The sequence below is a fragment of the Janthinobacterium algoris genome (assembly GCF_051380935.1).
In the GTDB taxonomy this organism is placed as follows: Bacteria; Pseudomonadota; Gammaproteobacteria; order Burkholderiales; family Burkholderiaceae_D; genus Janthinobacterium.
Genome location: NZ_JBNYXZ010000004.1, coordinates 243,301 through 262,241, shown reverse-complemented (window position 1 = coordinate 262,241; position 18,941 = coordinate 243,301). Strand labels below are relative to the sequence as shown.

19 protein-coding genes are annotated in these 18,941 nt (G+C 63.0%); 8 read left to right on the top strand and 11 right to left on the bottom strand.

Annotated features, from left to right (window positions below):
* The first annotated feature begins 96 nt into the window (after positions 1–96).
* Positions 97–1,245, top strand: coding sequence for a helix-turn-helix transcriptional regulator (locus ACQ4W7_RS08075; protein WP_436529662.1), 1,149 nt, complete (start codon positions 97–99; stop codon positions 1,243–1,245).
* A 43-nt stretch (positions 1,246–1,288) separates the two neighbouring features.
* Here the strand turns inward: ACQ4W7_RS08075 and ACQ4W7_RS08070 are convergent, their stop codons facing one another.
* Positions 1,289–2,344 carry a sulfate ABC transporter substrate-binding protein gene (locus ACQ4W7_RS08070; RefSeq protein ID WP_436529660.1) on the bottom strand — a complete coding sequence of 352 codons (1,056 nt, stop codon included), beginning with the start codon at positions 2,342–2,344 and terminating at the stop codon, positions 1,289–1,291.
* 301 nt (positions 2,345–2,645) lie between these two features.
* Between ACQ4W7_RS08070 and ACQ4W7_RS08065 the strand changes: the two genes are divergently transcribed.
* Positions 2,646–3,176 carry a GNAT family N-acetyltransferase gene (locus ACQ4W7_RS08065; RefSeq protein WP_426072973.1) on the top strand — a complete coding sequence of 177 codons (531 nt, stop codon included), beginning with the start codon at positions 2,646–2,648 and terminating at the stop codon, positions 3,174–3,176.
* A gap of 66 nt (positions 3,177–3,242) precedes the next feature.
* Here the strand turns inward: ACQ4W7_RS08065 and ACQ4W7_RS08060 are convergent, their stop codons facing one another.
* Positions 3,243–4,067 carry a class II glutamine amidotransferase gene (locus tag ACQ4W7_RS08060; protein WP_436529657.1) on the bottom strand — a complete coding sequence of 275 codons (825 nt, stop codon included), beginning with the start codon at positions 4,065–4,067 and terminating at the stop codon, positions 3,243–3,245.
* A 232-nt stretch (positions 4,068–4,299) separates the two neighbouring features.
* Here ACQ4W7_RS08060 and ACQ4W7_RS08055 point away from each other — a divergent pair, with 232 nt between their 5' ends.
* From ACQ4W7_RS08055 to ACQ4W7_RS08045, 3 genes are all read left to right on the top strand, one after another.
* Positions 4,300–5,136 carry an EAL domain-containing protein gene (locus tag ACQ4W7_RS08055; RefSeq protein WP_426072971.1) on the top strand — a complete coding sequence of 279 codons (837 nt, stop codon included), beginning with the start codon at positions 4,300–4,302 and terminating at the stop codon, positions 5,134–5,136.
* 99 nt (positions 5,137–5,235) lie between these two features.
* Positions 5,236–5,985 carry a YcbK family protein gene (locus tag ACQ4W7_RS08050; RefSeq protein ID WP_426072970.1) on the top strand — a complete coding sequence of 250 codons (750 nt, stop codon included), beginning with the start codon at positions 5,236–5,238 and terminating at the stop codon, positions 5,983–5,985.
* A 58-nt stretch (positions 5,986–6,043) separates the two neighbouring features.
* Entirely contained in the window at positions 6,044–7,003 is a 960-nt protein-coding gene (locus tag ACQ4W7_RS08045) for a LysR family transcriptional regulator (RefSeq protein WP_436529655.1), read from the top strand.
* Here the strand turns inward: ACQ4W7_RS08045 and ACQ4W7_RS08040 are convergent.
* The gene (locus ACQ4W7_RS08040; RefSeq protein ID WP_426072968.1) at positions 6,967–7,446 is read right to left on the bottom strand and encodes a PACE efflux transporter; all 480 of its coding nucleotides are present in this window, start codon (positions 7,444–7,446) and stop codon (positions 6,967–6,969) included. The two genes, ACQ4W7_RS08045 and ACQ4W7_RS08040, sit on opposite strands and share 37 nt — an antisense overlap.
* Positions 7,447–7,628: 182 nt before the next feature.
* Here ACQ4W7_RS08040 and ACQ4W7_RS08035 point away from each other — a divergent pair, with 182 nt between their 5' ends.
* From ACQ4W7_RS08035 to ACQ4W7_RS08025, 3 genes are all read left to right on the top strand, one after another.
* Positions 7,629–8,078 (top strand): hypothetical protein, encoded by a 450-nt coding sequence (locus ACQ4W7_RS08035; RefSeq protein ID WP_426072967.1) that lies wholly within the window; start codon positions 7,629–7,631, stop codon positions 8,076–8,078.
* Between the two features lie 130 nt (positions 8,079–8,208).
* Positions 8,209–9,063 (top strand): DUF5672 family protein, encoded by an 855-nt coding sequence (locus ACQ4W7_RS08030; RefSeq protein ID WP_436529652.1) that lies wholly within the window; start codon positions 8,209–8,211, stop codon positions 9,061–9,063.
* Between the two features lie 129 nt (positions 9,064–9,192).
* Positions 9,193–11,364, top strand: a complete 2,172-nt coding sequence (locus ACQ4W7_RS08025) for a putative bifunctional diguanylate cyclase/phosphodiesterase (RefSeq protein WP_436529650.1) — start codon at positions 9,193–9,195, stop codon at positions 11,362–11,364.
* A gap of 274 nt (positions 11,365–11,638) precedes the next feature.
* Here ACQ4W7_RS08025 and ACQ4W7_RS08020 read toward each other — a convergent pair whose 3' ends face one another.
* From ACQ4W7_RS08020 to ACQ4W7_RS07985, 8 genes are all read right to left on the bottom strand, one after another.
* Entirely contained in the window at positions 11,639–12,682 is a 1,044-nt protein-coding gene (locus tag ACQ4W7_RS08020) for a hypothetical protein (RefSeq protein ID WP_426072964.1), read from the bottom strand.
* 5 nt (positions 12,683–12,687) lie between these two features.
* A complete protein-coding gene (flgL, locus tag ACQ4W7_RS08015; RefSeq protein WP_426072963.1) occupies positions 12,688–13,599 on the bottom strand; it encodes a flagellar hook-associated protein FlgL in 912 nt (303 codons plus the stop codon).
* A gap of 10 nt (positions 13,600–13,609) precedes the next feature.
* Positions 13,610–14,971 carry a flagellar hook-associated protein FlgK gene (gene flgK / locus ACQ4W7_RS08010; protein WP_426072962.1) on the bottom strand — a complete coding sequence of 454 codons (1,362 nt, stop codon included), beginning with the start codon at positions 14,969–14,971 and terminating at the stop codon, positions 13,610–13,612.
* Positions 14,972–15,049: 78 nt separating this feature from the next.
* Complete coding sequence (locus tag ACQ4W7_RS08005) at positions 15,050–15,454, bottom strand: rod-binding protein (protein WP_436529647.1); 405 nt, start codon at positions 15,452–15,454, stop codon at positions 15,050–15,052.
* Positions 15,454–16,566: a flagellar basal body P-ring protein FlgI gene (locus ACQ4W7_RS08000; RefSeq protein ID WP_426072960.1), complete on the bottom strand. Its 1,113-nt coding sequence runs from the start codon at positions 16,564–16,566 to the stop codon at positions 15,454–15,456. The genes ACQ4W7_RS08005 and ACQ4W7_RS08000 overlap by 1 nt, the downstream gene beginning before the upstream one ends.
* 9 nt (positions 16,567–16,575) lie before the next feature.
* Positions 16,576–17,250, bottom strand: a complete 675-nt coding sequence (flgH, locus tag ACQ4W7_RS07995) for a flagellar basal body L-ring protein FlgH (RefSeq protein ID WP_244199138.1) — start codon at positions 17,248–17,250, stop codon at positions 16,576–16,578.
* Positions 17,250–18,038 (bottom strand): flagellar basal-body rod protein FlgG, encoded by a 789-nt coding sequence (gene flgG, locus ACQ4W7_RS07990; protein ID WP_326456109.1) that lies wholly within the window; start codon positions 18,036–18,038, stop codon positions 17,250–17,252. Before flgG ends, flgH begins: the two co-directional genes overlap by 1 nt.
* A 160-nt stretch (positions 18,039–18,198) precedes the next feature.
* Complete coding sequence (locus tag ACQ4W7_RS07985) at positions 18,199–18,927, bottom strand: flagellar basal body rod protein FlgF (RefSeq protein WP_426072959.1); 729 nt, start codon at positions 18,925–18,927, stop codon at positions 18,199–18,201.
* Positions 18,928–18,941 lie beyond the last annotated feature (14 nt).

Genomic DNA, 18,941 nt, shown 5'->3' with positions numbered 1-18,941 from the left:
GGCAGCGCCGGATGCTGCCGCCATTGCCATCATGGTGCTTGCCTTGGCGCGCGTGCGCATCCTTCATCTGAAGAGGTAGTGTCGTTAGGAGAGGGAATGAATAAAGAAGGTGCCGATCCGGTCATCGCCGCCTTTTACCGGGCGGCACTGGAGCCGGCGCAGTGGGGCGCGGCCCTGCGCGCGTTCGCGCGGCTGGCCGGCGGCGACGTTGCCTGCTGCTTCTTGAAATCGGCAGCGGGGATGGTGCCGTCGCGTGCCTGCGTCACAGGACTGGACGAGCAAGCGTGGGAGCACGGTTACCGCCGCTACTATCACGCGCTCGATCCCGGCTATGCGGTCCTGACCCAGGGGCCGCCGGGGCGCGTACATCTGATGCAGGACTATTTCAGCGACCAGGCCGTGGCGCACAGCGAGTATTTCCAGGACTTTTACTTGCGCACCGGATTGCGCTATTCCTGCAGCGGTGTCGTCCCCGACAATGGCGCGCTCACCATCCTGTCGGCCCACCGTGCTGCCGGCCAGGGGCGCTTCGACAGGAACACGCGCAGCCAACTGCAACGCGTGCTCGACCATTTGCCGCAGGTGCTGAGCCTGCGCGATACGGCGCAGCAGGCCCAGGCCCATGGCGCACTGGCCTGGGAGGCACTCGATACCTTGCCCCGCGCCATCTTGCTGGTCGACGCCTGCCTGCGGCTGGCTTTCATGAACCTGGCGGCGCAGCGCCTGCTAGCCGCCATGCCCCCGACGCGCCCGCTGCTTGCCTTGCGCGGCGGCAGCGTGGACGTGCGCGCAAGCCAGCTGCAGCAGCAACTGGCGCAACGCGTGCGGCAAGCGTGCGCAGGGCTGGCCTGCCACCGTCCCGCTCCCTTGTATGCCTGCGATGAGGATGGACGGCCGGCGCTGGAAATTGGCATCCTGCCGTTGCCCGTGCGCATAGAACAGGATGGTGCCGGCGATGGGGCGGCGTTGGTCATGCTGTCCCTGCGGCCGCTGTTCCGCGCTGGGCGGCGGCACTGGCCGGGCACGGCCGAGCGTCCATGCGGTTTGACGGGCGCCGAGTGGACGCTGGCGCTGGCGCTGGCGGACGGCGTGGGGCCTGCCGAGTACGCGCAGCGCAAGGGCGTGTGCATCAGTACCGTTCGCAGCCAGATCCAGGCGATCCTGGCCAAGACGGGCACGCGCCGCAGCAGCGAGATCGCCAGCCTGTTTAGCGCACTGGAGTGGGGCGCTGGCGCGCCGCCATAAAAAAACCGGGACATTGTCCCGGTTTTTTGCTGATACGCGAAGATTACTTCTGATAAATCTTGTCGAATTCGCCACCATCGTCAAAGTGTTTCTTTTGTGCTTGTTTCCAGCCGCCAAACACGTCCTCGACGGTGAACAGGGTGATCGGCTTGAAGCTGGCCGCGTATTTCTTCGCTACCGTGGCCGAGCGGGGGCGCAGATAGTGCTTGGCGACCAGTTCCTGGCCCGGTTCCGAGTACAGGTATTGCAGGTAGGCCGTGGCTTCCTTGCGGACGCCGCGGCGGTCGACGACTTTGTCGACCACGGCCACCGGCGACTCGGCCAGGATGGAGATGCTTGGATACACCACTTCGAAGTTGTCGCCGAATTCGGCGCGCACCAGTTGCACTTCATTTTCAAACGTCACCAGCACGTCGCCGATTTCACGCTGAGTAAACGTGGTGGTGGCGCCGCGGCCGCCGCCGTCGAGCACGGGCACGTTCTTGAACAACTTGGTCACCAGCTCGCGCGCCTGCGCTTCGCTGCTGCCTTTTTTCACCGCATAGCCCCAGGCTGCCAGATACGTGTAACGGCCATTGCCCGAGGTTTTCGGGTTCGGCACGATGACCTTGATGCCGGGCTTGGCCAAGTCGTCCCAATCCTTGATATGTTTCGGGTTGCCTTTGCGCACCAGATACACCATGGTGGAATAGAACGGCGCCGCATTGTTCGGGAATTTCTTGGCCCAGTCGGCCACCACCAGGCCGCGGTCGACGAGGATATCGATGTCATTTGCCTGGTTCATTGTCACGACGGACGCTTCCAGGCCATCGGCAACGGAGCGCGCCTGCTTGCTGGAACCGCCGTGCGACTGCTTGATGGTGATGGTTTCGCCCGTTTTGGCTTTCCAATCAGCAATAAAAGCGGGATTCACGTCCTTGAACAGTTCGCGCATCACGTCGTACGAGGCATTCAGCAAGACCACGGGTTCGGCGGCGCTGGCGGCCATCGGCAGGCTCATGGCGGCAGCCGACGCGGCCAGGGCGCTGGCCAGGAACCAGCGGCGCGAGCGTTGGGTGAGCGTCGCTGCGCTAGTCGATACGGCGTTGGAATGGGTCATGTTGAACTCTTGTTGTGAGAATAGATAGACATAGTCTAAAATTCCGGCCGGAAAAGAAACGAATTTTTCGTAATATGCTTAGACTTGATTCCCGTTTGCGCTAAAAAACAGATATCGATTTTTGGAAACATTCGTGGGCAAGGTGCGCATCCACACTTAGTCTGCAAGCATTGCGCCATAGGCAAAACCAGCTTGTGGCGTGCGGCAAAAAACCTGATTGCGCCGCTTGGTGTATAGTCGAATCGCACGATACAGGGGTAAAACCGTCTGCATTGGCAACTGGAATATTTTGTGAGCGTACATGAGTCTTGAAATTCGTATTGCAACATCGACCGACGCTTTCGAGGCGTGCAACGTATTACGACGCTCCATCGTCGAATGCTGCAGCCTCGATCATCGGGACGATCCGGCCATCCTGGAAGCCTGGCTGGGCAATAAAACACCGCAGATGGTGGCGTGCTGGTTTGCGTCGCCTACCAACTTTTCGCTGGTCGCAGTCGAGGCGGGCACCGTTGTCGGCGTCGCCTTGCTGACGCGTGCCGGCAAGCTGGCCCTATGCTACCTGCTGCCTGATGCGCAAGGCCAGGGCGCCGGCAAGGCGCTGGTGGAACAGCTGGAAGCGCAAGCGCGCGAGTGGGGTATCAAGGCCCTGCAACTGCACAGCACGGCCAGCAGCCAGGCCTTTTTCGTCAAGCAGGGATATGTCGAGGCGGGCAATGTGCGTTCGCCATATGGCGTGGAAACCATTTTTTGCTGGAAACAGATTGACCCCGCAGGTATTGCTAGCGGCGACCCCAAGCGCAAGCGCTTTTGCAACTGCAATTCGGCCTGACGGCTATCCTGCACTGCAGCCCGCCCAGCCGGCGGCGGGCTTTTTCCTCCCTTTGACTATTTCCCTTCAGTAACTGATCTGGATATACACGCCTTTTTGCATGCCTTGTTGCGCGTGATCGTTCACTTGCAGCAAGGTGCCGCCGGCAAACAGTTTCAGTTCGCCGGGCGCGAACGCCAGCCAGTCCTCGTTTTGCGTCAGGGGATGCGTGGCGATGACGGCGATGCGGTCGTCCAGGTGGTTATGCTGGCGAAAGTCGATGCTGCGCTCGCAGTCGATCAGTTGTGCCACGGAAAACGGGTATTCGCGTATCACATAGTGCAAATGCGTGGAACAGTGGGCAAACAGCAGCTCGCCGTCCGAGAGGATGAAATTGAAGCTGCCGTGCGTGGCGATGTCCGTGGCGACCTCGGCGATGGCGGCGCGCAGCGCAGCACGCGTGGGTTCCCCCAGGGGGAACTGCGTGCGCAAGCGGGCCAGCAGGTGGCAGAAAGCCTGTTCGCTGTCTGTGTCGCCACTGGCATGGTAATACGCATTGGCAGGCGCGCGCCACGTTTTCAAGTCGCCATTGTGGGCGAAGGACCAGGTTTTGCCCCACAGTTCGCGGGCGAACGGGTGGGTGTTTTCCGGCGCGATGCGGCCCTGCGTGGCCTTGCGGATATGCGCGACGATGTTTTTCGCCTTCACGGGATGCTGCTGCACGGTGGCGGCCAGCGGCGAATCGACGGCCGCCAGGTGGTCCGTCAGCAAGGTGCAGCCGCTACTGGAATGATAAGCGATGCCCCAGCCGTCGCGGTGCTCGTCCGTGCGTCCGCCCCGTTCGGCAAAACCGGCAAAGGAAAATCCCAGCGCGGCCGGCTTGCTGCTGTTCATTGCGAGTAACTGGCACATGGCGGCCCTTCTGATGGTATCGGTACACGTCCACAGTAATGGCCGGCGTCTGGGGCGGGAAGGAATGTTTCCGACTATCGTTATGCGCTGTCCATGACGGTGTTCTTATTTGCTGGCCGCATATGAAACGGCGAAACCATTCGTTCTCCTTTGCTTGGCGCTGCCTTACTCTGCACACTTTGGCGCCATCTCCCCATGAGGGCAGTTGGCGCAGCCCGATGAAGGAGCATCCATGCCATTTCCCGTCCTGAAGAACTACCTGGCCCGTTTGTCGCATCAAACCCAGGCCGGCACCAGTGTCTGGCTCGACGGGGAGGGCAGGGCGCTGGGGCGCTTTTTCAATTGCACCATGACCAGCGCCTTCCAGCCGCTGCGCGAACTGGGCAGCGGCAAGCTGGTGGCGTTCGAGGGGCTGGCGCGCAGCGTGTCGAAGGCGGACGAGGGCTTGTCGCTGTGGCGCCTGCTCGACCATGCGGCCAGCGACGACGAATCGGTGGAGCTGGACCGTTTGTGCCGCATGTTGCATGCGATTAATTTCTTCCGCCAGAGTGAAGCGGAGCAGTCCGACCTGTACCTGAGCGTGCATGACCGCCTGCTGAGTGCTGTCAGCAGCAATCACGGCCACGCCTTCCAGCGCATCCTCGATGCGCTGGGCTTGCCCATCGAGCGCATCGTGCTGCAATTGCCGACGGTCACGCCGAACCAGGGCTGGCTGCTCAACTACGTGGCCGACAATTACCGGCGCAACGGTTTCCGTCTGGCCATCAACGTGGCCAGCGTGCACGAGGCAAGCGGCATGCTGGAGCGCTTGCACCCGCATGCGTTCAAGCTCGACGCGGGCAACCTCAGCGATGAACAGGCTGTTGCCAGCTTCGTCACCCTGTGCCATGCGGCGAAAATTCGCGTCATCTTCAAGCGCCTCGACACGCTGGCGGCGCTGGCCGCGCTGCAGCGCGTCGCCGCCATCACGGGCTTGCCCATCGTGGCCCAGGGCTATTTGCAGGACAAGCCCCTGACGGCGCTGGCGCAGGCAAAGCAGGATGTTGTGGCCAGCGGCGCCGCCGCGTAGGGCGCCAGATGTTGAAATGAGGGCGACACGATAGACATTGAGGGTTTTTCTTCGCAGCACAATACGCTATAGTATTCCCATCGTTAAATTGGACTGACTATGGCATCGCGCAGAAATTTTCTACACCACGGTATGGGCCTGGCCGCGCTGGGCCTGGTAGCCACCCCTCTCATCGGCTGCGCCTCGCGCACGGCTGCTCCCGCCTCGGCTTCGGCCAGCGCCAAGCCGCGCGCGCCGCGCACGGGCGTGCCGCCCCAGCCGACGCAACTGGCCAGCGTCGACCGCTCGATCACTTCGCAGTCGCGCCAGGCCATCAGCGAGATGGCGCCGCCTCCCGACATCTTCGACGCGCAGGCGCTGGACCTGGAATTCTGGCTCAAGCCGCGTACCCTGGAAGTGGTACGCCCAGCCAGCAATGAAAAGGCGAAACTGCTGTACTGGAAAGATGGCGAAGTCATCGATTCGGCCTACCAGGAATTGTGCCACTTGCTGCGCGACGTGAACGGCAAGAAGACGGCGCCCATCGATCCGAAATTGCTGGAAACCCTGTGGGGCACGCAAGCATTCGTGGCCCGCTACGGCATCGAGCAGCCGCTGGAGATCCTGTCGGGCTACCGCACGGCCGAATCGAACAGCCGCCTGCGTGAAGCGGGTGTGCCGGCCGCGCGCCAGTCGCTACATATCTCGGGCCGCGCCGCCGACATCCGCGTGGCGAATCTGAACGCGGAAGTGCTCGGTTCGCTGGTGCGCAGCTTCAAGCAGGGCGGCGTGGGCTTCTATTACCGCTCCGGCCCCCGTGGCGGCTGGATCCATGCGGATACCGGACTGCAGCGCACCTGGAAAGGGTAAGCCCCCACGCCGGGCAAGCGTTATATAGCCGCCGCAGCGGTAGGGCAGTGGATGAGGCATGTTGGCTCCGGTCATTGCCGATTTGACCGTCGGCGCGTCAAAAAGTGCCACCCTTTTCCACCCCATGAAACTCTCCAGCCATAACATCGAATTGTTCCTGGCCGTCGTCGACGGCGGCTCGTTCTCGGCCGCCGCGCGCGCCTTGCGGCGGGCGCCGTCGGCCGTCAGCATGGCGATTGCCAACATCGAGGCGGAACTGGGCATCGCCCTGTTCGACCGCGGCGCGCGCGAAGCCGTGCCCACGCCCGCCGCCACGGCGCTGATTCCCCACGCGCGCCTGATCGCCGAGCAGTTGAAGCAATTGCACCTGCACGTGCAGGAATTGTCGCAGGGACTGGAAAGCCGCATTTCGCTGGGCATCGCGGCCGAGCTCGACCATGCGCCCTTCCTGGCCGCCGTGCGCGCGCTGTCGCAGCGCCATCCGCTGCTTGACATCGAGGTGCTGACGGCGCCGCAGGACGATGTGCTCGACATGTTGCACCGGGGCCGCATCAGCGCTTGCATGGCTTTCGCTGGCGGACGCATCAATCACGAGGAACAGTTCCAGCTGGTGGGAAGCGATGCCTTGCTGGCGATTATTTCCACCCAGCATCCGCCCAGCGCGGCGGGCCGGCCCCTGTATATCGAGGAATTGGTGAATTTGCGCCAGATTATCGTGGCCAGCCGCGAACTCGACCTGGCCGATGCGCGCCCCGTGGTGGGATTGTCCTACTGGCGCACGGACAGTTTACCGATGGCGCTGGCGATGGTGGAGGCCGGATTGGGCTGGGGCAACTTTGCCGCCTCGGCCATCGCCCACTCGCTGGCGGCGGGGCGCGTGCGCCGCGTGGCATTCAAGAATACGGGCAATGGCCTGGTCGTGCCCATCCATCTGGTGTGGATGAAGGACCGGCCGCTGGGCATGGCGGCACGGTCCTTCCTTCAGTTGCTGACCGAGGTGCCGGCAGTGGCTCCCTGAAGTCCGGCCGGTTCTTCCTTCGGCTGCTGCGCCGACAGGGGCACACCGAACAGGCCATCGAAGAAATAGTTAAAGATGAAGCTGTAGCACGGGATGATCAGCATCAGGGCGAAGTCCAGTACGAAGGCTTGCCACAGGCTGATGTTGAGCCACCAGGCGATCAGCGGGATCAGGTAGATGACCAGCGTGATCTGGAAGCCGATCGCATGCAGGACGCGGCGCCAGACGGTGCGCGTGCGCGAGACTTGGCGGATTTCCCAATACTCGAAGGCCGTGTTGTAGAGCAGGTTCCAGATCACGGCGACGCTGGTGATCATGATCGCCAACGGGCCCGTGCTGGTGGGCGATTCGCCCGAAAGCAGAGTCAGCCAGGCCGTGGAAATGGCCATGCCGATGATTTCAAAGGCGGTGACGTAGACGATTTTGCGTTTGATGCCTTGCATGTAAAGCCTGTAAAGAAGAGATGGCGGCTATTTTAAGTCAGACTTGCTGATGTTAAAAGTTAATAGCCATCAGTTTTTCTGATGGATGTGCGCCAGTAATGCCAGGTTGGCCGTGAACGGTGGATAATGGCGGCTGGCGGGCAACCGGCCCCGCCGCATCACCGCAGAAGAGGTCAACGAGCATGCAAGGCGCAGCAGACAGCAACATCCCCGACACCCCCGGCGATGCCAGCCCGGACGAACGTCCCCGTTTTCGCCCCCGTCCGTGGGAGCACCTGGAAACACCGTACGACGTGGAAGTGTGGATCGAGGAGCATAACCGCAGCATGCAGGACAATATCCGCGCCACGGAAACGGGCGTGGGCATCTGTTTCACCCTGGCCGAAGGGGGGGATATCTATATGCAGACCAGCGCCGACGGCGCCGTCGTGCTCGACGTGACGCCGGACGCGGCCTGGGTCTCGCCCCTCATCAGTGCTGCGACGGGCTGCGAGGCGCCGGACGCGTCGTTGTGGATCTTGCCTGACGATAAACTCATCCAGCTGATCGTGGGTCTGTCCAGCCTGGTGGCCAGCACCTTGCTGGTGGTGGGTCATGATTTCGGCTTGCGCCGGCGCAGCATGGGCCGCTGACCGTTCGCACGGCGGTGGGGCCATGCCCCTTGTCCGGCTCCGGTTTGCGCTGTATGATATTGGCGTTGCAAAATATGCCATGCCCGCGCGTGGCATGCCTTCCGCCGTACACTCCGATGAAAAGCCTGCGATGCATAATGACAAGCTCGACCTCCGCAACATCAGCCTGGTGTGCGTGGAAACGCGCTATCCCGAGCTGGCCAGCTTTGCCATCGAGCGCTGCCTGGCCGGCGCCGCTTTCAAGGAATGCCTGCTGTTCACTTCCCGCCTGCATGACTTGCCCCCGCACATACGCCAGGTGCTGATTACCCCCATCGAGAGTGTGGAGGCGTATTCGGCATTCATGGTGCATGAACTGGGCGCCCATTTCAGCGGCACGCATGTGCTCATCATGCAGTGGGACAGTTTCATCGTGGATGCGCGTCAATGGCAGAGCGCTTTTCTGGATTGTGATTACATAGGCGCACCGTGGTCGCATCGCCCGGTGGCCGTCGGCAATGGCGGCTTTTCGCTGCGATCGCGGCGCCTGTACGAGGTCTTGCCACAGCTCGCCATCGAGCAGCCCCATCCCGAGGACTATGCGATCTGTGAACTGCATGGCGACCGGCTGCGCGCGGATTTCGGCATACGCTTTGCCGACGCCAGCCTGGCTTCCAGCTTTGCCTTCGAAGGCATTTTGCCCACCGGTCCCACGCTCGGCTTCCATGGTTTTTTCAACTTTGGTCGGGTGCTGGATGACGCGGAACTGACCGGCTACCTGCTCCTGTGCGACGATGCCATCATACATACGCCAGCCGCGCGCGGGCTGATCAAGCAGCTGTATCGCTCCGGCCGCTACCGGATGACGGCACGCGTATTGCGCCGGCGCCTCAATGGTGGCGCCGCCATGGTCGCCGATGCCTGCCTGCTTGCCTTGCGCGCCGGCTGGCATGCGCTCACGCGAGGCCGCTCGCGCACCGCTGCGCTGCCAGCGCAGCTGTCTTGACGGCGGCGCGCCGGGGCGCTTGTGGTGAAAGTGGCGTACCGGCATGCATCGCTCGACACTGCGCATCGCGCATGCTAGTCTCGGTACTGCACCCACCTGCTTGCCAGGGCGGCGGTGCCAAGGATAGCCATGGATACACCACCGCAAGCGGTACCTGCTCCGGATTCCTCTCCACCCCGCCACGACGGCATGCCGCAGCATGCCGCGCCGCTGCTTGACGATGGCGTCTTCAGCCCGGAGCGGGTGAAGGCTGAACGCGAGCAAGCGTATTTCAACGATTTATATCTGCTGGCGCCCGTCGCCTACTTCGTGCTGGGCCTCGATGGCGTGATCCTGCAAGTCAACCTGGTGGCGGCCGAGCTGTTCGGCCTGCCGCGGGAACGGCCCGGCCACGTGCTGTTCCGCTCTTATGTGCACGAGGCGTTCCGCCACGATTACGAGCAGTTCGTGCAGCGCGTGCTCAATAGCAGCGAGCCCGAGCGCATCCAGCTGCAAGTGCAGTTGCGGTCCCGTCCCGGCGCGCGCGAGGCCGGCTTGCCCGTCAGCCTGCTGGGCAGCGCCGACCCGAACGGCCAGGCGCTGCGCCTGGTGCTGGAGCAGGCCGAGGGCAAGCTGGCGGCGCTTGAACGCAGCGAAGAACGCTTCCGGCGCATCGTACACAGCGCCGAGGAGGGCATTTGGGAAATCGATGCGCAGGCGCTGACCAGCTTTGTCAATCCGAAGATGGCGCAGATGCTGGGCTGCCGGATCGAGGAGATGCTGGGCCAGCCGCTGGCCGCCTTCATGGATGACGAGGGACGCGCCATTCTGGAGCGCAACATTGCGCGGCGCCAGGATGGCATTGCCGAACGCCACGAATTCAAGTTCCTGCGGCGTGACGGCAGCACCCTGTGGGTCACGCTGGCCACCAATCCCATCTTCGACTCGGGCGGCACTTACCTGGGTGCGCTGGCGCTGGTCAGCGACATCACGGCGCAGCACGCAGCGTCCGAGCGCATCTGGCGGCAAGCCAATTTCGACCAGCTGACGGGTTTGCCGAACCGCCACATGTTTCTCGACCGGCTGCAGCACGAAGCGCATCACGCCAGGCGTGAAGGCGCTTGCCTGGCCCTGTTGTTCATTGACCTCGACCATTTCAAGCAGGTGAATGACCGCCTGGGCCACGAGAAGGGCGACATGCTGCTGCGCCAGGCGGCGCGGCGCATCAGCGAACGCGTGCGCGCCACCGATACGGTCGCGCGCCTGGGCGGCGACGAGTTCACCGTCATCCTGGCCGGCGTGGGGCAGCTGGGCGGCATCGAGCGCGTGCTGCAGGAACTGACTGCGGCGCTGGCCCTGCCTTTCATGCTCGACGGCGACACAGCGCAAGTGTCGGCCAGCGTGGGCGTGGCGCTCTATCCGGCCGATGCCGAGGCGCCGGATACTTTGCTGCGGCATGCCGACCAGGCCATGTATGCGGCCAAGAGTGCGGGGCGCAACGGCTACAGCTATTTCACACCGGCCTTGCAGCAGGCGGCCGAAGTGCGCCGCAACACCGTGCGCGAGATGCGCCTGGCATTGGCGCAGGACCAGTTCGAAGTGCATTATCAACCCATTATCCGCCTGCGCGATGGCGCCATCGAGCGGGCCGAGGCGCTGCTGCGCTGGCGTCATCCGCTGCGCGGCTTGCTGCTGCCCGCCGATTTCATTGCGTTTGCCGAGGCGAACGGCTTGATCATCGATATCGGCGAGTGGGTGTTTCGTCAAGTCGTGCGCCAGGCGCGGCAGTGGCAAGACGTGCATGGCGCCGCGTTCCAGATCAGCATCAACAAGTCGGCCGTGGAATTCCGCTGCGACGCCGCGCTGTATCAGGATTGGGGTGGGCACCTGGCGCGTCAGGGCCTGGCGCCGGGCGCCATCGTCATCGAAACAACAGAAGCGGTGCTGCTCGACGAGGCGCGCCAGGTGGTCGACCGCTTGCGCCAGTTCCGCGCCATGGGCCTGGCGCTGGCGCTCGACGATTTCGGTCGCGGCCAAGTGTCGCTCGCGTGCCTGAGAACGGCCGATATTGACTTTCTCAAGATCGACCGTTCGCTGGTGGACGAACTGGGGCGCGATGATGCCGGGCAGGGCCTGTGCTTGGCGCTCATTGCGCTGGCGCAGCGGCTGGGTCTGAAAGTCGTGGCCGAAGGCGTGGAGACGGCATCGCAGCGCGATCTGCTGCGCGCTGCCGGCTGCGATTATGCGCAGGGGTATTTCTTTTCCCGCGCGTTGCCGGCGGGGCAGATGAACCGCCTGCTGGCGGCTCGGCCAGCTGTCTGAACGGTCGTCTGTGCCGGCCCATCGCCATTCTTCGGCTCGCGCAGCAGGGCCGAGGTGACGATCATGTGGCCGATCTTGTGGTTGCGCAAAATCAACACCTTGCGGACGCGGGCGATATCGAGTGGCTGCTTGTCGGAAGTGGATGACGGAATGCGCTGGCGTATTCGTCAAAGCGCCAGCAACAGCAGCATCTTGCGGATGTCCACCGTTCTGAGCCAGGGGCTCCGCCCCCTTCAGTGCCGCGTGCGCCAGGGCAGCGAACGTGTACGGGGGCTTATTCCAGGCCCAGCAAGGCGACGACCCGCTCGCGGCTGATGCCGACCAGCGCCGAGCTGATCGCCAGCAGCGATTCATAGCCGGGCTGGCTAGCCTTTTGCGTGAAGTTTTCCGCCAGCGTATCCATGCTGACGCTCACTTGCACCGGTTGTGCGCGGGCGACCCGTCCCGTCGCTTGCGCCAGGGCCAGGCTGACGGAACTGCGCGCCGCCTGCAACTGCGCCAGCGCCTGCACCACTTGCTGCAAGGTGGCGCGCAAGGCTTCCACGTCGCCGGTATGCCATTCTTCCGGGGCGATGGCGGCAGGTTCGGCATCCGTACGCACGCGGCTCATCTGGCCGGTCGGGTAGCGGATGCCGCTGCCGCGCACGGACAGGCTGTCGCGCACGTTGGTCCAGGCGGCTTCCGACGTGCTAAACACCAGCTCGCCATTCTCGCCCAGCTTGACGCCGATGCCTGACGGCATGAGTGCACGGTCGAAGCGGGACATAATTTCGCTCTGGCTCAGGCCAGGTTCGATATTCACCGAGCGCAAGGCCTGGTTCGCGCCGCCGACGGAAAACGCCAGCACTTCCTGCGGTCCTTCCTGCAGGCTGGCCATGGTCAGGCCGCGGATGCTGAAGTTCTGCTGTGCCGCCTGCGGGCTGGTATAGCTGAGCTGTGCGTCGAGCGTGCCGCCCGAGGCGCTGGCGCGCTGGCGCCAGGTATTGCTGAACTGGCGCACGCGCGCTTCGACTTGCCCTTCGCGGCCCTGGCGTGCGGCCAGCTTGGCCGCCAGTTCGCTTTTCAGCGCTTGCAGCTGACTGCTGCTGCGTTCCAGGTAATCGAGCGTTTGCTGCGCGTTGGAAATTTCTCCCTGCAACTGATGATCCCAGTTGCTCAGGCCGCGCTGCAGACTCGCCGTCGAACTCCTCGCTGCCGGCGCCTCGCTGCGCGCGCTGGCGCCGTCTTTGACTGCGGCGGACGCGTCATCGACGACGCGGGCTGCGCCGGCGCCTTTGGCATTGACGCCGGCAGAGGAGGAAGTCTGAACGATTTGCATGATGGTCAGAGAAGATCAAACAGGGAAATGGTGCCAACCTTGGCGTAGGCTTTATAGGTTGCCTGCAGCGCCGTCTGGTAGCCGGTCAGTTCAATGGCCGCCGCGCCCATATCGGTCTTTTTCAGGTCCAACAGGGCCGAATTGTTCGACAGCGACACATTGGACAGGTTGCCGGAGAGCGTGGTGAGGATGTTTTGCGCGCCGCCGAAGATGGCGATCTTGCCAGAGAGTAAATCCATGCCATCATCGGTGCCGCCGAGACCGTCATTGACGATGGCGCGCACGGCCGGGTCGCTGGGGTTGACGCCTGGCGTACCGAGCGTGGTGACAACCTGGTCGATCTTGTTGAGCCACACTTCCAGGTTCTTCACGTCGACGTTGGCCGCCTGCGTCACGCCATTGCCTACCACCACGGTCTGCGTGTCGGTATTGCCGATGTAGCTATAGCGCGAGCCGACGGCTGCCGTCGGGTCGTATTTGATCGCGGGCTGGTCGGTAGCGGTGCCGGAAAACATGTAGCGGCCTTCCTGGTCCTTCAGGTTGGCCGTGTACAGCACGCTGTCACGCATGGCCGTCAGCGATTGCGTCATCGCATTCAGGTCGCCGGGCGTGTTGCTGCCGTCGGCGGCCCACACCAGCAGGTCGCGCGCCTGGCCCATGTCGGTGACCATGCTCGACAGGTAGTTTTCATTCTTCAGCAGGCGCACTTTCACCGTGGCGATATTGTCCTGGTATTGCGTGACCATGGCTTGCTCGCGCGTCAGGCGCGAAATGCGCACGTTGCCGATCGGATCGTCCGATGGCAGCTGAATGCGCAAGCCGGAAGACATTTGCTGGGTCAGGAAGTTGATGCGTTCCTGGTTTTGCTGAAGCGAAATATTGATCAGCGATTGGTACTGGCTACTGGCGACACGCATGATCTTCTCCTTAACCCATCATTGCCAAAGTGGCGTCAAACAAGCTATTCGCCACGGAAATGACTTTCATGTTTGCCTGGTACATATTCTGGAATTCCACCAGACTCATCGCTTCTTCGTCCTTGTTCACGCCGCTGGTGGACTTCCAGTCATCGATGGCTTGCGCGCGCACCGTGTTGGACGTTTTCAGCAGGGCCTGGTTTTGCTGGCTGTAGATAGCCAGCTTGCCGACCAGTTGCGTGTCGGCGTCGCTCATCAGGACGGAGCCAACCCAGCTGACGGTGATCGGTTGATTCTTGATTTCGATCAATTTCTGCAAGTTGCCACTGTCGCCAGTCTGGCCCGTCAGCGACAGGGCCAGATCCTTGGCGTTGAAGCCGGGAGTAATGCTCAGTTTGCCGTTCGCGTAGGCCAGCAGGGGACCGCCAGCGGTGCCGGCCATGGTCTTGCCCAGGGCCAGCTGCGCGTTGACCTTGGCGGTTAACTGCGTGGCCATGTCTTGCAGCGACTGCTGTAGCGGTTTCAGGGTATTTTTCTCGAATTCGCCCAGGCCGCCCATCTGGCCGCCGATGGCCACCGGGTCGAGGGTGTACGTCGACTTGGCGAAATCGAGGCTCAGGGTTTGGTCGCCCGTGTTCGTCATATTGCTGCTCAGGGTGCCGGCAATGCTGCCGATGACCAGCGGCTGTCCCGATTTCAGCGCGATATTGCGCGAGCCGTCCGGCTGGTCGAGCACTTCGATGCCCATTTGCGCGGCCAGGCCATCGATCAGCTGGTCGCGCGCATCCATCAGCGACGATACATTCGTGCCCGCAGCCGTGGAAGTGCTGATGCGCTGGTTCAGCGCGGCGATATTGGCCAGGGTTGTATTGGCTTGCGGCACGATCGCTGCGCGTTGCTGCTGCACCGACAGCAACTGGTTGCCCATGACGGTGCTGATGCTGTTGAAGCGCTGCGCCATGGCGTCGGCGGAGGTGACGATCTGCTGGCGCAGCGGCGTCGACGTCGGGTCAACGGCCGAGGCGTTGAGGGCGGCGAAAAAGCCGTCGATGCCATTGCTGATGCTGGAGGCATCATCACCCATCACGCGCTCAAGCTGCGTCAGGTAAGGCTGAGTCTGCGAACGGGCGCCCTGGTCGGACGCGGCGCGCCACATTTGCTGGCTCTTGTAGGCATCGGCAAAGCGCAGCAGGGCCGACACTTCCACGCCATTGCCGGCCGAACGTACGCCCACGCCTGCGCCAAGCGAGGACAGCAGTACGCCCTGGCGCGTGTAACCCGCCGTTTGCAGGTTGGCGATGTTCTGGCTGGCCGCATTGAGTGCGGCCTGGGCGGCGATGCTGCCTGACAATGCATTGCTGATGATGCTCATTGGGCAAGTTTCTTTCGTGAGAGTGGCGCGTGCGGGTGGGCAGGCATTGAATCGTGGTTACCTTGTACAGGCGACACTTCAGAGGGATTTATTAAGCACTGCTGCAATATTGTCGGTCTTGGCAGCGCTGTTGGCCGTATTCTTGGCTGCCACGGGGGCGCCGGCAGCCGGCAGCAACTGGCGCAGGATGGCGTCGGCGATGCCGAAGGCGCGCTGGCCGGCCATCTTGTCGGCCACTAGGTTGTCGGCCATTTCCAGCATGTCGCTGTTGATGGGGTCCTTGAAGACGCTGTCTTCGCCTGCCATCTCGCGCGTGCCAGAACGCATCTGGCGCAACATGTGCGAGATAAAGAAGGCTTCGAACTTGACGGCCGCTTCGGTGGCTTTGGCCGCGTAGCGCGGATCGGCCGGCGTGGCCGCCGCAGGGGTCTTGTCGTCGAGCGCCGAGGGCAGGGCGCTGCTGCTGTCGTTTACATTAAGCATCAAATCACCACCAGTTCGCCTTCGATTGCGCCAGCCTGGTCGAGGGCTTGCAAGATTGCCATGATGTCATCGGGTGAGGCGCCCAGGCTGTTGACCACGTCGATGATGGATTGCAGCTTGGCGCCGGCCGGCCATTTGAACATATTGCCATTGCCCTGGTCGACCGACACTTTCGATTGCGGCGTGACGGTGGTCTGGCCGCGGCCGAACGGCGCCGGCTGGCTGACGTTGGAACTCTCGGAAATGACCACTTTCAGCGAGCCGTGTGTGACGGCGGCGGCCTTGACGCGCAAGCCTTCGGCGATGACCACGGTGCCGGTGCGCGAATTGAACACCACTTTCGGCGTGTCGACACCCACATCGACGCTCAAGGCTTCCAGCTTGGCCATGAAGGCCACGCGCTGGGTCGGGTTTTCCGGCGCCAGCACGTCCACGCTGGTGGCGTCGCGCGTGGTGGCGACGGCGCCAAAGCGGCGGTTCACGGCTTCGACGATATTGATGGCCGTCTCGAAATGCGGGTGGCGCAAGTTCAGGGTGACGGAAGGCTTGGTGGAAAAGTCGCTGATAATCTCGCGCTCGATGTTGGCGCCATTGGGAATGCGGCCCGAGGTGGGCGTGTTGACGGTGACGGACGAGCCGCTCTTGCCGGTGGCGTTCAAGCCGCCGACGACCACGTTGCCTTGCGCCAGCGCATACGTTTCATTGTCGGCGGCGCGTAATTGCGTCAGCAGCAAGGTGCCGCCGCGCAAGCTTTTCGCATCGCCCAGGGACGAGACGGTGACGTCGATGGCCTGGCCTCGGCGGTATCCTGGCGGGAAGACGGCGCTGACCATGACGGTGGCGACGTTCTTGCTTTTCGCTTCGGCGCCGTCCGGCATCTTCACGCCGAACTGCTTGAGCATGTTGACCACGGATTGGCTGGAAAACTTCACCTGGGTAGTGTCGCCGCTGCCGTTCAGGCCCACGACGAGGCCGTAGCCGACCAGCGGGTTGTCGCGCACGCCCTCGATGCTGACCAGGTTGCGCAGCACTTGCGCGGCGCTGGCGGGCAGGGACAGGCCGGAGAGCACGGCCAGCATGGCTGCCAGGGGCAGGGCGGAACGAAATTTCATGAGGTCACCTTAAAACGGCATCCATGGGCCGACGAAAAAGCGCGTCAGCCAGCCTGGTGTATTGGCTTCGGCCAGGGTGCCCTGGCCGGAATAGGCGATCTGTGCATTGGCGATGCGCAAGGACGAGACCTGGTTGTTGGAATCGATGTCGGCCGCGCGCAGGTAGCCGCGCAGGCGCACGAATTCCTCGCCCTGGTTCAGGGTCAGCGTTTTCTCGCCCTGCACGCGCAGCAAGCCGTTCGGCAGCACTTCCTGCACGATCACGGTGATGGCGCCGGACAGCGCGTTTTGCTGCGTGCTGGTCGAGTCGCCGGCGAAGTTGCGGTCGGCGGAGAGATCAATGCCCGTCTTGGGGAAGGTCTTGCCGAGGATGTTGGCAGCATTCACGCCGACCGACGAGCCCTTGTTGAAGGAGGTGCCGGCCTTCTTGCTGGCCTGCGTGGTTTCCTGCAGGGCTACCGTGACGACGTCGCCCACGCGGAAGGCGCGGCTGTCCGAGATCAGGTCGAGGCCCGCATCGGGATTGAACACGCCACCGCCCACGCCGCCGCGCGCCGCACTGCGCGGTGCCACGGGCAGCGGCGTGTCGGAAAAGCTGGGCGCCACCGGCGCGGCCGGCTGGCTGGCGCAACCGGCCATCAATACCAGCAGCAGGGCCGCCGTGGCTTTCATGGCGACTGTCATCAGCGCGCCGCTTGCGCCAGGTATTGCAGCATATTGTCGGCGGCCGACAGCACCTTGGTGTTCATTTCATAGGTGCGCTGGGCAGCGATCATGTCGACCATCTCTTCGACCACCTGCACGTTCGAGCCTTCCAGCGCAAACTGTTTCAACTTGCCCAGTGCTCCTTCTCCGGGACGGCCTTCCGTCGGCGTGCCGCTCGATGCCGTTTCCTGGAACAGGTTTTCACCGAGTGCCAGCAAGCCGGTCGGGTTGACAAAGCTGGAGAGGTTCAGCTGGCCCAACTGGGTGCCGTTGACATTGCCCGGCACGGTGGCCGTGACCATGCCGTTTTCGCCGATGGTGATGGCGGTGGCATTGTTCGGCACGGTGATCTGCGGCACCAGGGGCAAGCCCTGGGCGTTGACCATCACGCCATTTTCATTCAGGCTCAACTGGCCGGCGCGCGTGTAAGCCGCTTCGCCGTTCGGGCGCAGCACTTGCAAAAAGCCGTTACCGGTGATGGCGACGTCGAATTCACGGCTCGTCGTTTGCAGGCTGCCGGTGGTAAATACTTTTTGCGTGCCCACCATATGGGTACCGTTACCCAACTGTACGCCCGATGGCGAGAGGGTGTTGTCGGCGCGCTGCGTACCTGGTTGCTGCTCGACCTGGTAAAACAGGTCTTCGAAGACGACGCGGTCGCGCTTGAAGCCTACCGTATTGACGTTGGCCAGGTTATTCGCGATGGCTTGCAGTTTGGCATCTTGTGCCTGCACGCCGGTTTTGCTGATCCACATTGCTGGATTCATGGTTTACTCCTTGAATTCGTTTGTTTATGCTGGGTGAAGAATGCTTGACAGAAGCGTAGCGAGCGGCCGCGAGTTGTGGTCGAGAGGCGCAACTGTGCTTGAGCACAGTGAGCATCGCAGGCCGCAAATCGCAACGCGCAGTAGCTTATGTCAGGCATTCTTAGGCGCCCAGCAGGCGGTTGCCAGATTCGGTCATGGAATCGCTGGCCTTGAATACTTTCATCTGCATCTCGAAACTGCGATTCAGGCTCATGGTGGCGACCATTTCCTCGACGGCCGAGACGTTGCTGCCTTCCAGGTGGCGGTCGCGGATACGTACCGTCGGGTCAGCCTGCAAGTCTTCGCCGCTGCGCGCCACGATCAGGCCCGCCTCGTTCTTGGTCAGTTCGCCTCCTTCGGCGTTGACCAGCTTGAGCTTGTCTACGGTTTGCATTTGCGCGGTGCCCGGCACCTGGATGGAAATCGTGCCATCGGCGCCGATCGACAGGCTGGTATGCTCGGGAATCGTGATCGGGCCGCCTTCGCCCAGCACCGGCCGGCCGTTGAGGGTCAGCGCGCCCGTTTCATCGAGGTCCATGGCGCCGGCGCGCGTGTAGGCTTCGCCGTTTTGCCACTGTACCGCGAGAAAGCCGGGGCCCGTGACGGCCACGTCGAGTTCGCGTCCGGTTTCCTTGATGGCGCCCGTGCGCGTACCGATGGCGCTCGACTGCGTCTGCGTCATGTGGCGGTCGTCGTAGCCATAACCGTTTTGCAGCGGCTGGGCAGTGGACACTTCGAGGTTGGCGCGGAAGCCGCCCGTCTCGATGTTGGCCAGGTTGTTGGCGTGTACCTGCTGTGCCCGCAGGGCACGGTCGGCCCCGCTCATGGCGGTATAAATCAGCGCATCCATTGCTCTTTACCTTT

Excerpts from the sequence above, each read along its gene's own strand:
- ACQ4W7_RS08045 (WP_436529655.1), top strand. The coding sequence starts at position 6,044 with ATGTTGGCTCCGGTCATTGCCGATTTGACCGTCGGCGCGTCAAAAAGT.
- flgH (WP_244199138.1), bottom strand. The coding sequence starts at position 17,250 with ATGACAGTCGCCATGAAAGCCACGGCGGCCCTGCTGCTGGTATTGATG.
- ACQ4W7_RS08000 (WP_426072960.1), bottom strand. The coding sequence starts at position 16,566 with ATGAAATTTCGTTCCGCCCTGCCCCTGGCAGCCATGCTGGCCGTGCTC.
- ACQ4W7_RS08070 (WP_436529660.1), bottom strand. The coding sequence starts at position 2,344 with ATGACCCATTCCAACGCCGTATCGACTAGCGCAGCGACGCTCACCCAA.
- ACQ4W7_RS08030 (WP_436529652.1), top strand. The coding sequence starts at position 8,209 with ATGCATAATGACAAGCTCGACCTCCGCAACATCAGCCTGGTGTGCGTG.
- ACQ4W7_RS08005 (WP_436529647.1), bottom strand. The coding sequence starts at position 15,454 with ATGCTTAATGTAAACGACAGCAGCAGCGCCCTGCCCTCGGCGCTCGAC.
- ACQ4W7_RS07985 (WP_426072959.1), bottom strand. The coding sequence starts at position 18,927 with ATGGATGCGCTGATTTATACCGCCATGAGCGGGGCCGACCGTGCCCTG.
- ACQ4W7_RS08075 (WP_436529662.1), top strand. The coding sequence starts at position 97 with ATGAATAAAGAAGGTGCCGATCCGGTCATCGCCGCCTTTTACCGGGCG.
- flgK (WP_426072962.1), bottom strand. The coding sequence starts at position 14,971 with ATGAGCATCATCAGCAATGCATTGTCAGGCAGCATCGCCGCCCAGGCC.
- ACQ4W7_RS08055 (WP_426072971.1), top strand. The coding sequence starts at position 4,300 with ATGCCATTTCCCGTCCTGAAGAACTACCTGGCCCGTTTGTCGCATCAA.
- ACQ4W7_RS08035 (WP_426072967.1), top strand. The coding sequence starts at position 7,629 with ATGCAAGGCGCAGCAGACAGCAACATCCCCGACACCCCCGGCGATGCC.
- ACQ4W7_RS08065 (WP_426072973.1), top strand. The coding sequence starts at position 2,646 with ATGAGTCTTGAAATTCGTATTGCAACATCGACCGACGCTTTCGAGGCG.
- ACQ4W7_RS08040 (WP_426072968.1), bottom strand. The coding sequence starts at position 7,446 with ATGCAAGGCATCAAACGCAAAATCGTCTACGTCACCGCCTTTGAAATC.
- flgG (WP_326456109.1), bottom strand. The coding sequence starts at position 18,038 with ATGAATCCAGCAATGTGGATCAGCAAAACCGGCGTGCAGGCACAAGAT.
- ACQ4W7_RS08025 (WP_436529650.1), top strand. The coding sequence starts at position 9,193 with ATGGATACACCACCGCAAGCGGTACCTGCTCCGGATTCCTCTCCACCC.
- ACQ4W7_RS08020 (WP_426072964.1), bottom strand. The coding sequence starts at position 12,682 with ATGCAAATCGTTCAGACTTCCTCCTCTGCCGGCGTCAATGCCAAAGGC.
- ACQ4W7_RS08050 (WP_426072970.1), top strand. The coding sequence starts at position 5,236 with ATGGCATCGCGCAGAAATTTTCTACACCACGGTATGGGCCTGGCCGCG.
- ACQ4W7_RS08060 (WP_436529657.1), bottom strand. The coding sequence starts at position 4,067 with ATGTGCCAGTTACTCGCAATGAACAGCAGCAAGCCGGCCGCGCTGGGA.
- flgL (WP_426072963.1), bottom strand. The coding sequence starts at position 13,599 with ATGCGTGTCGCCAGTAGCCAGTACCAATCGCTGATCAATATTTCGCTT.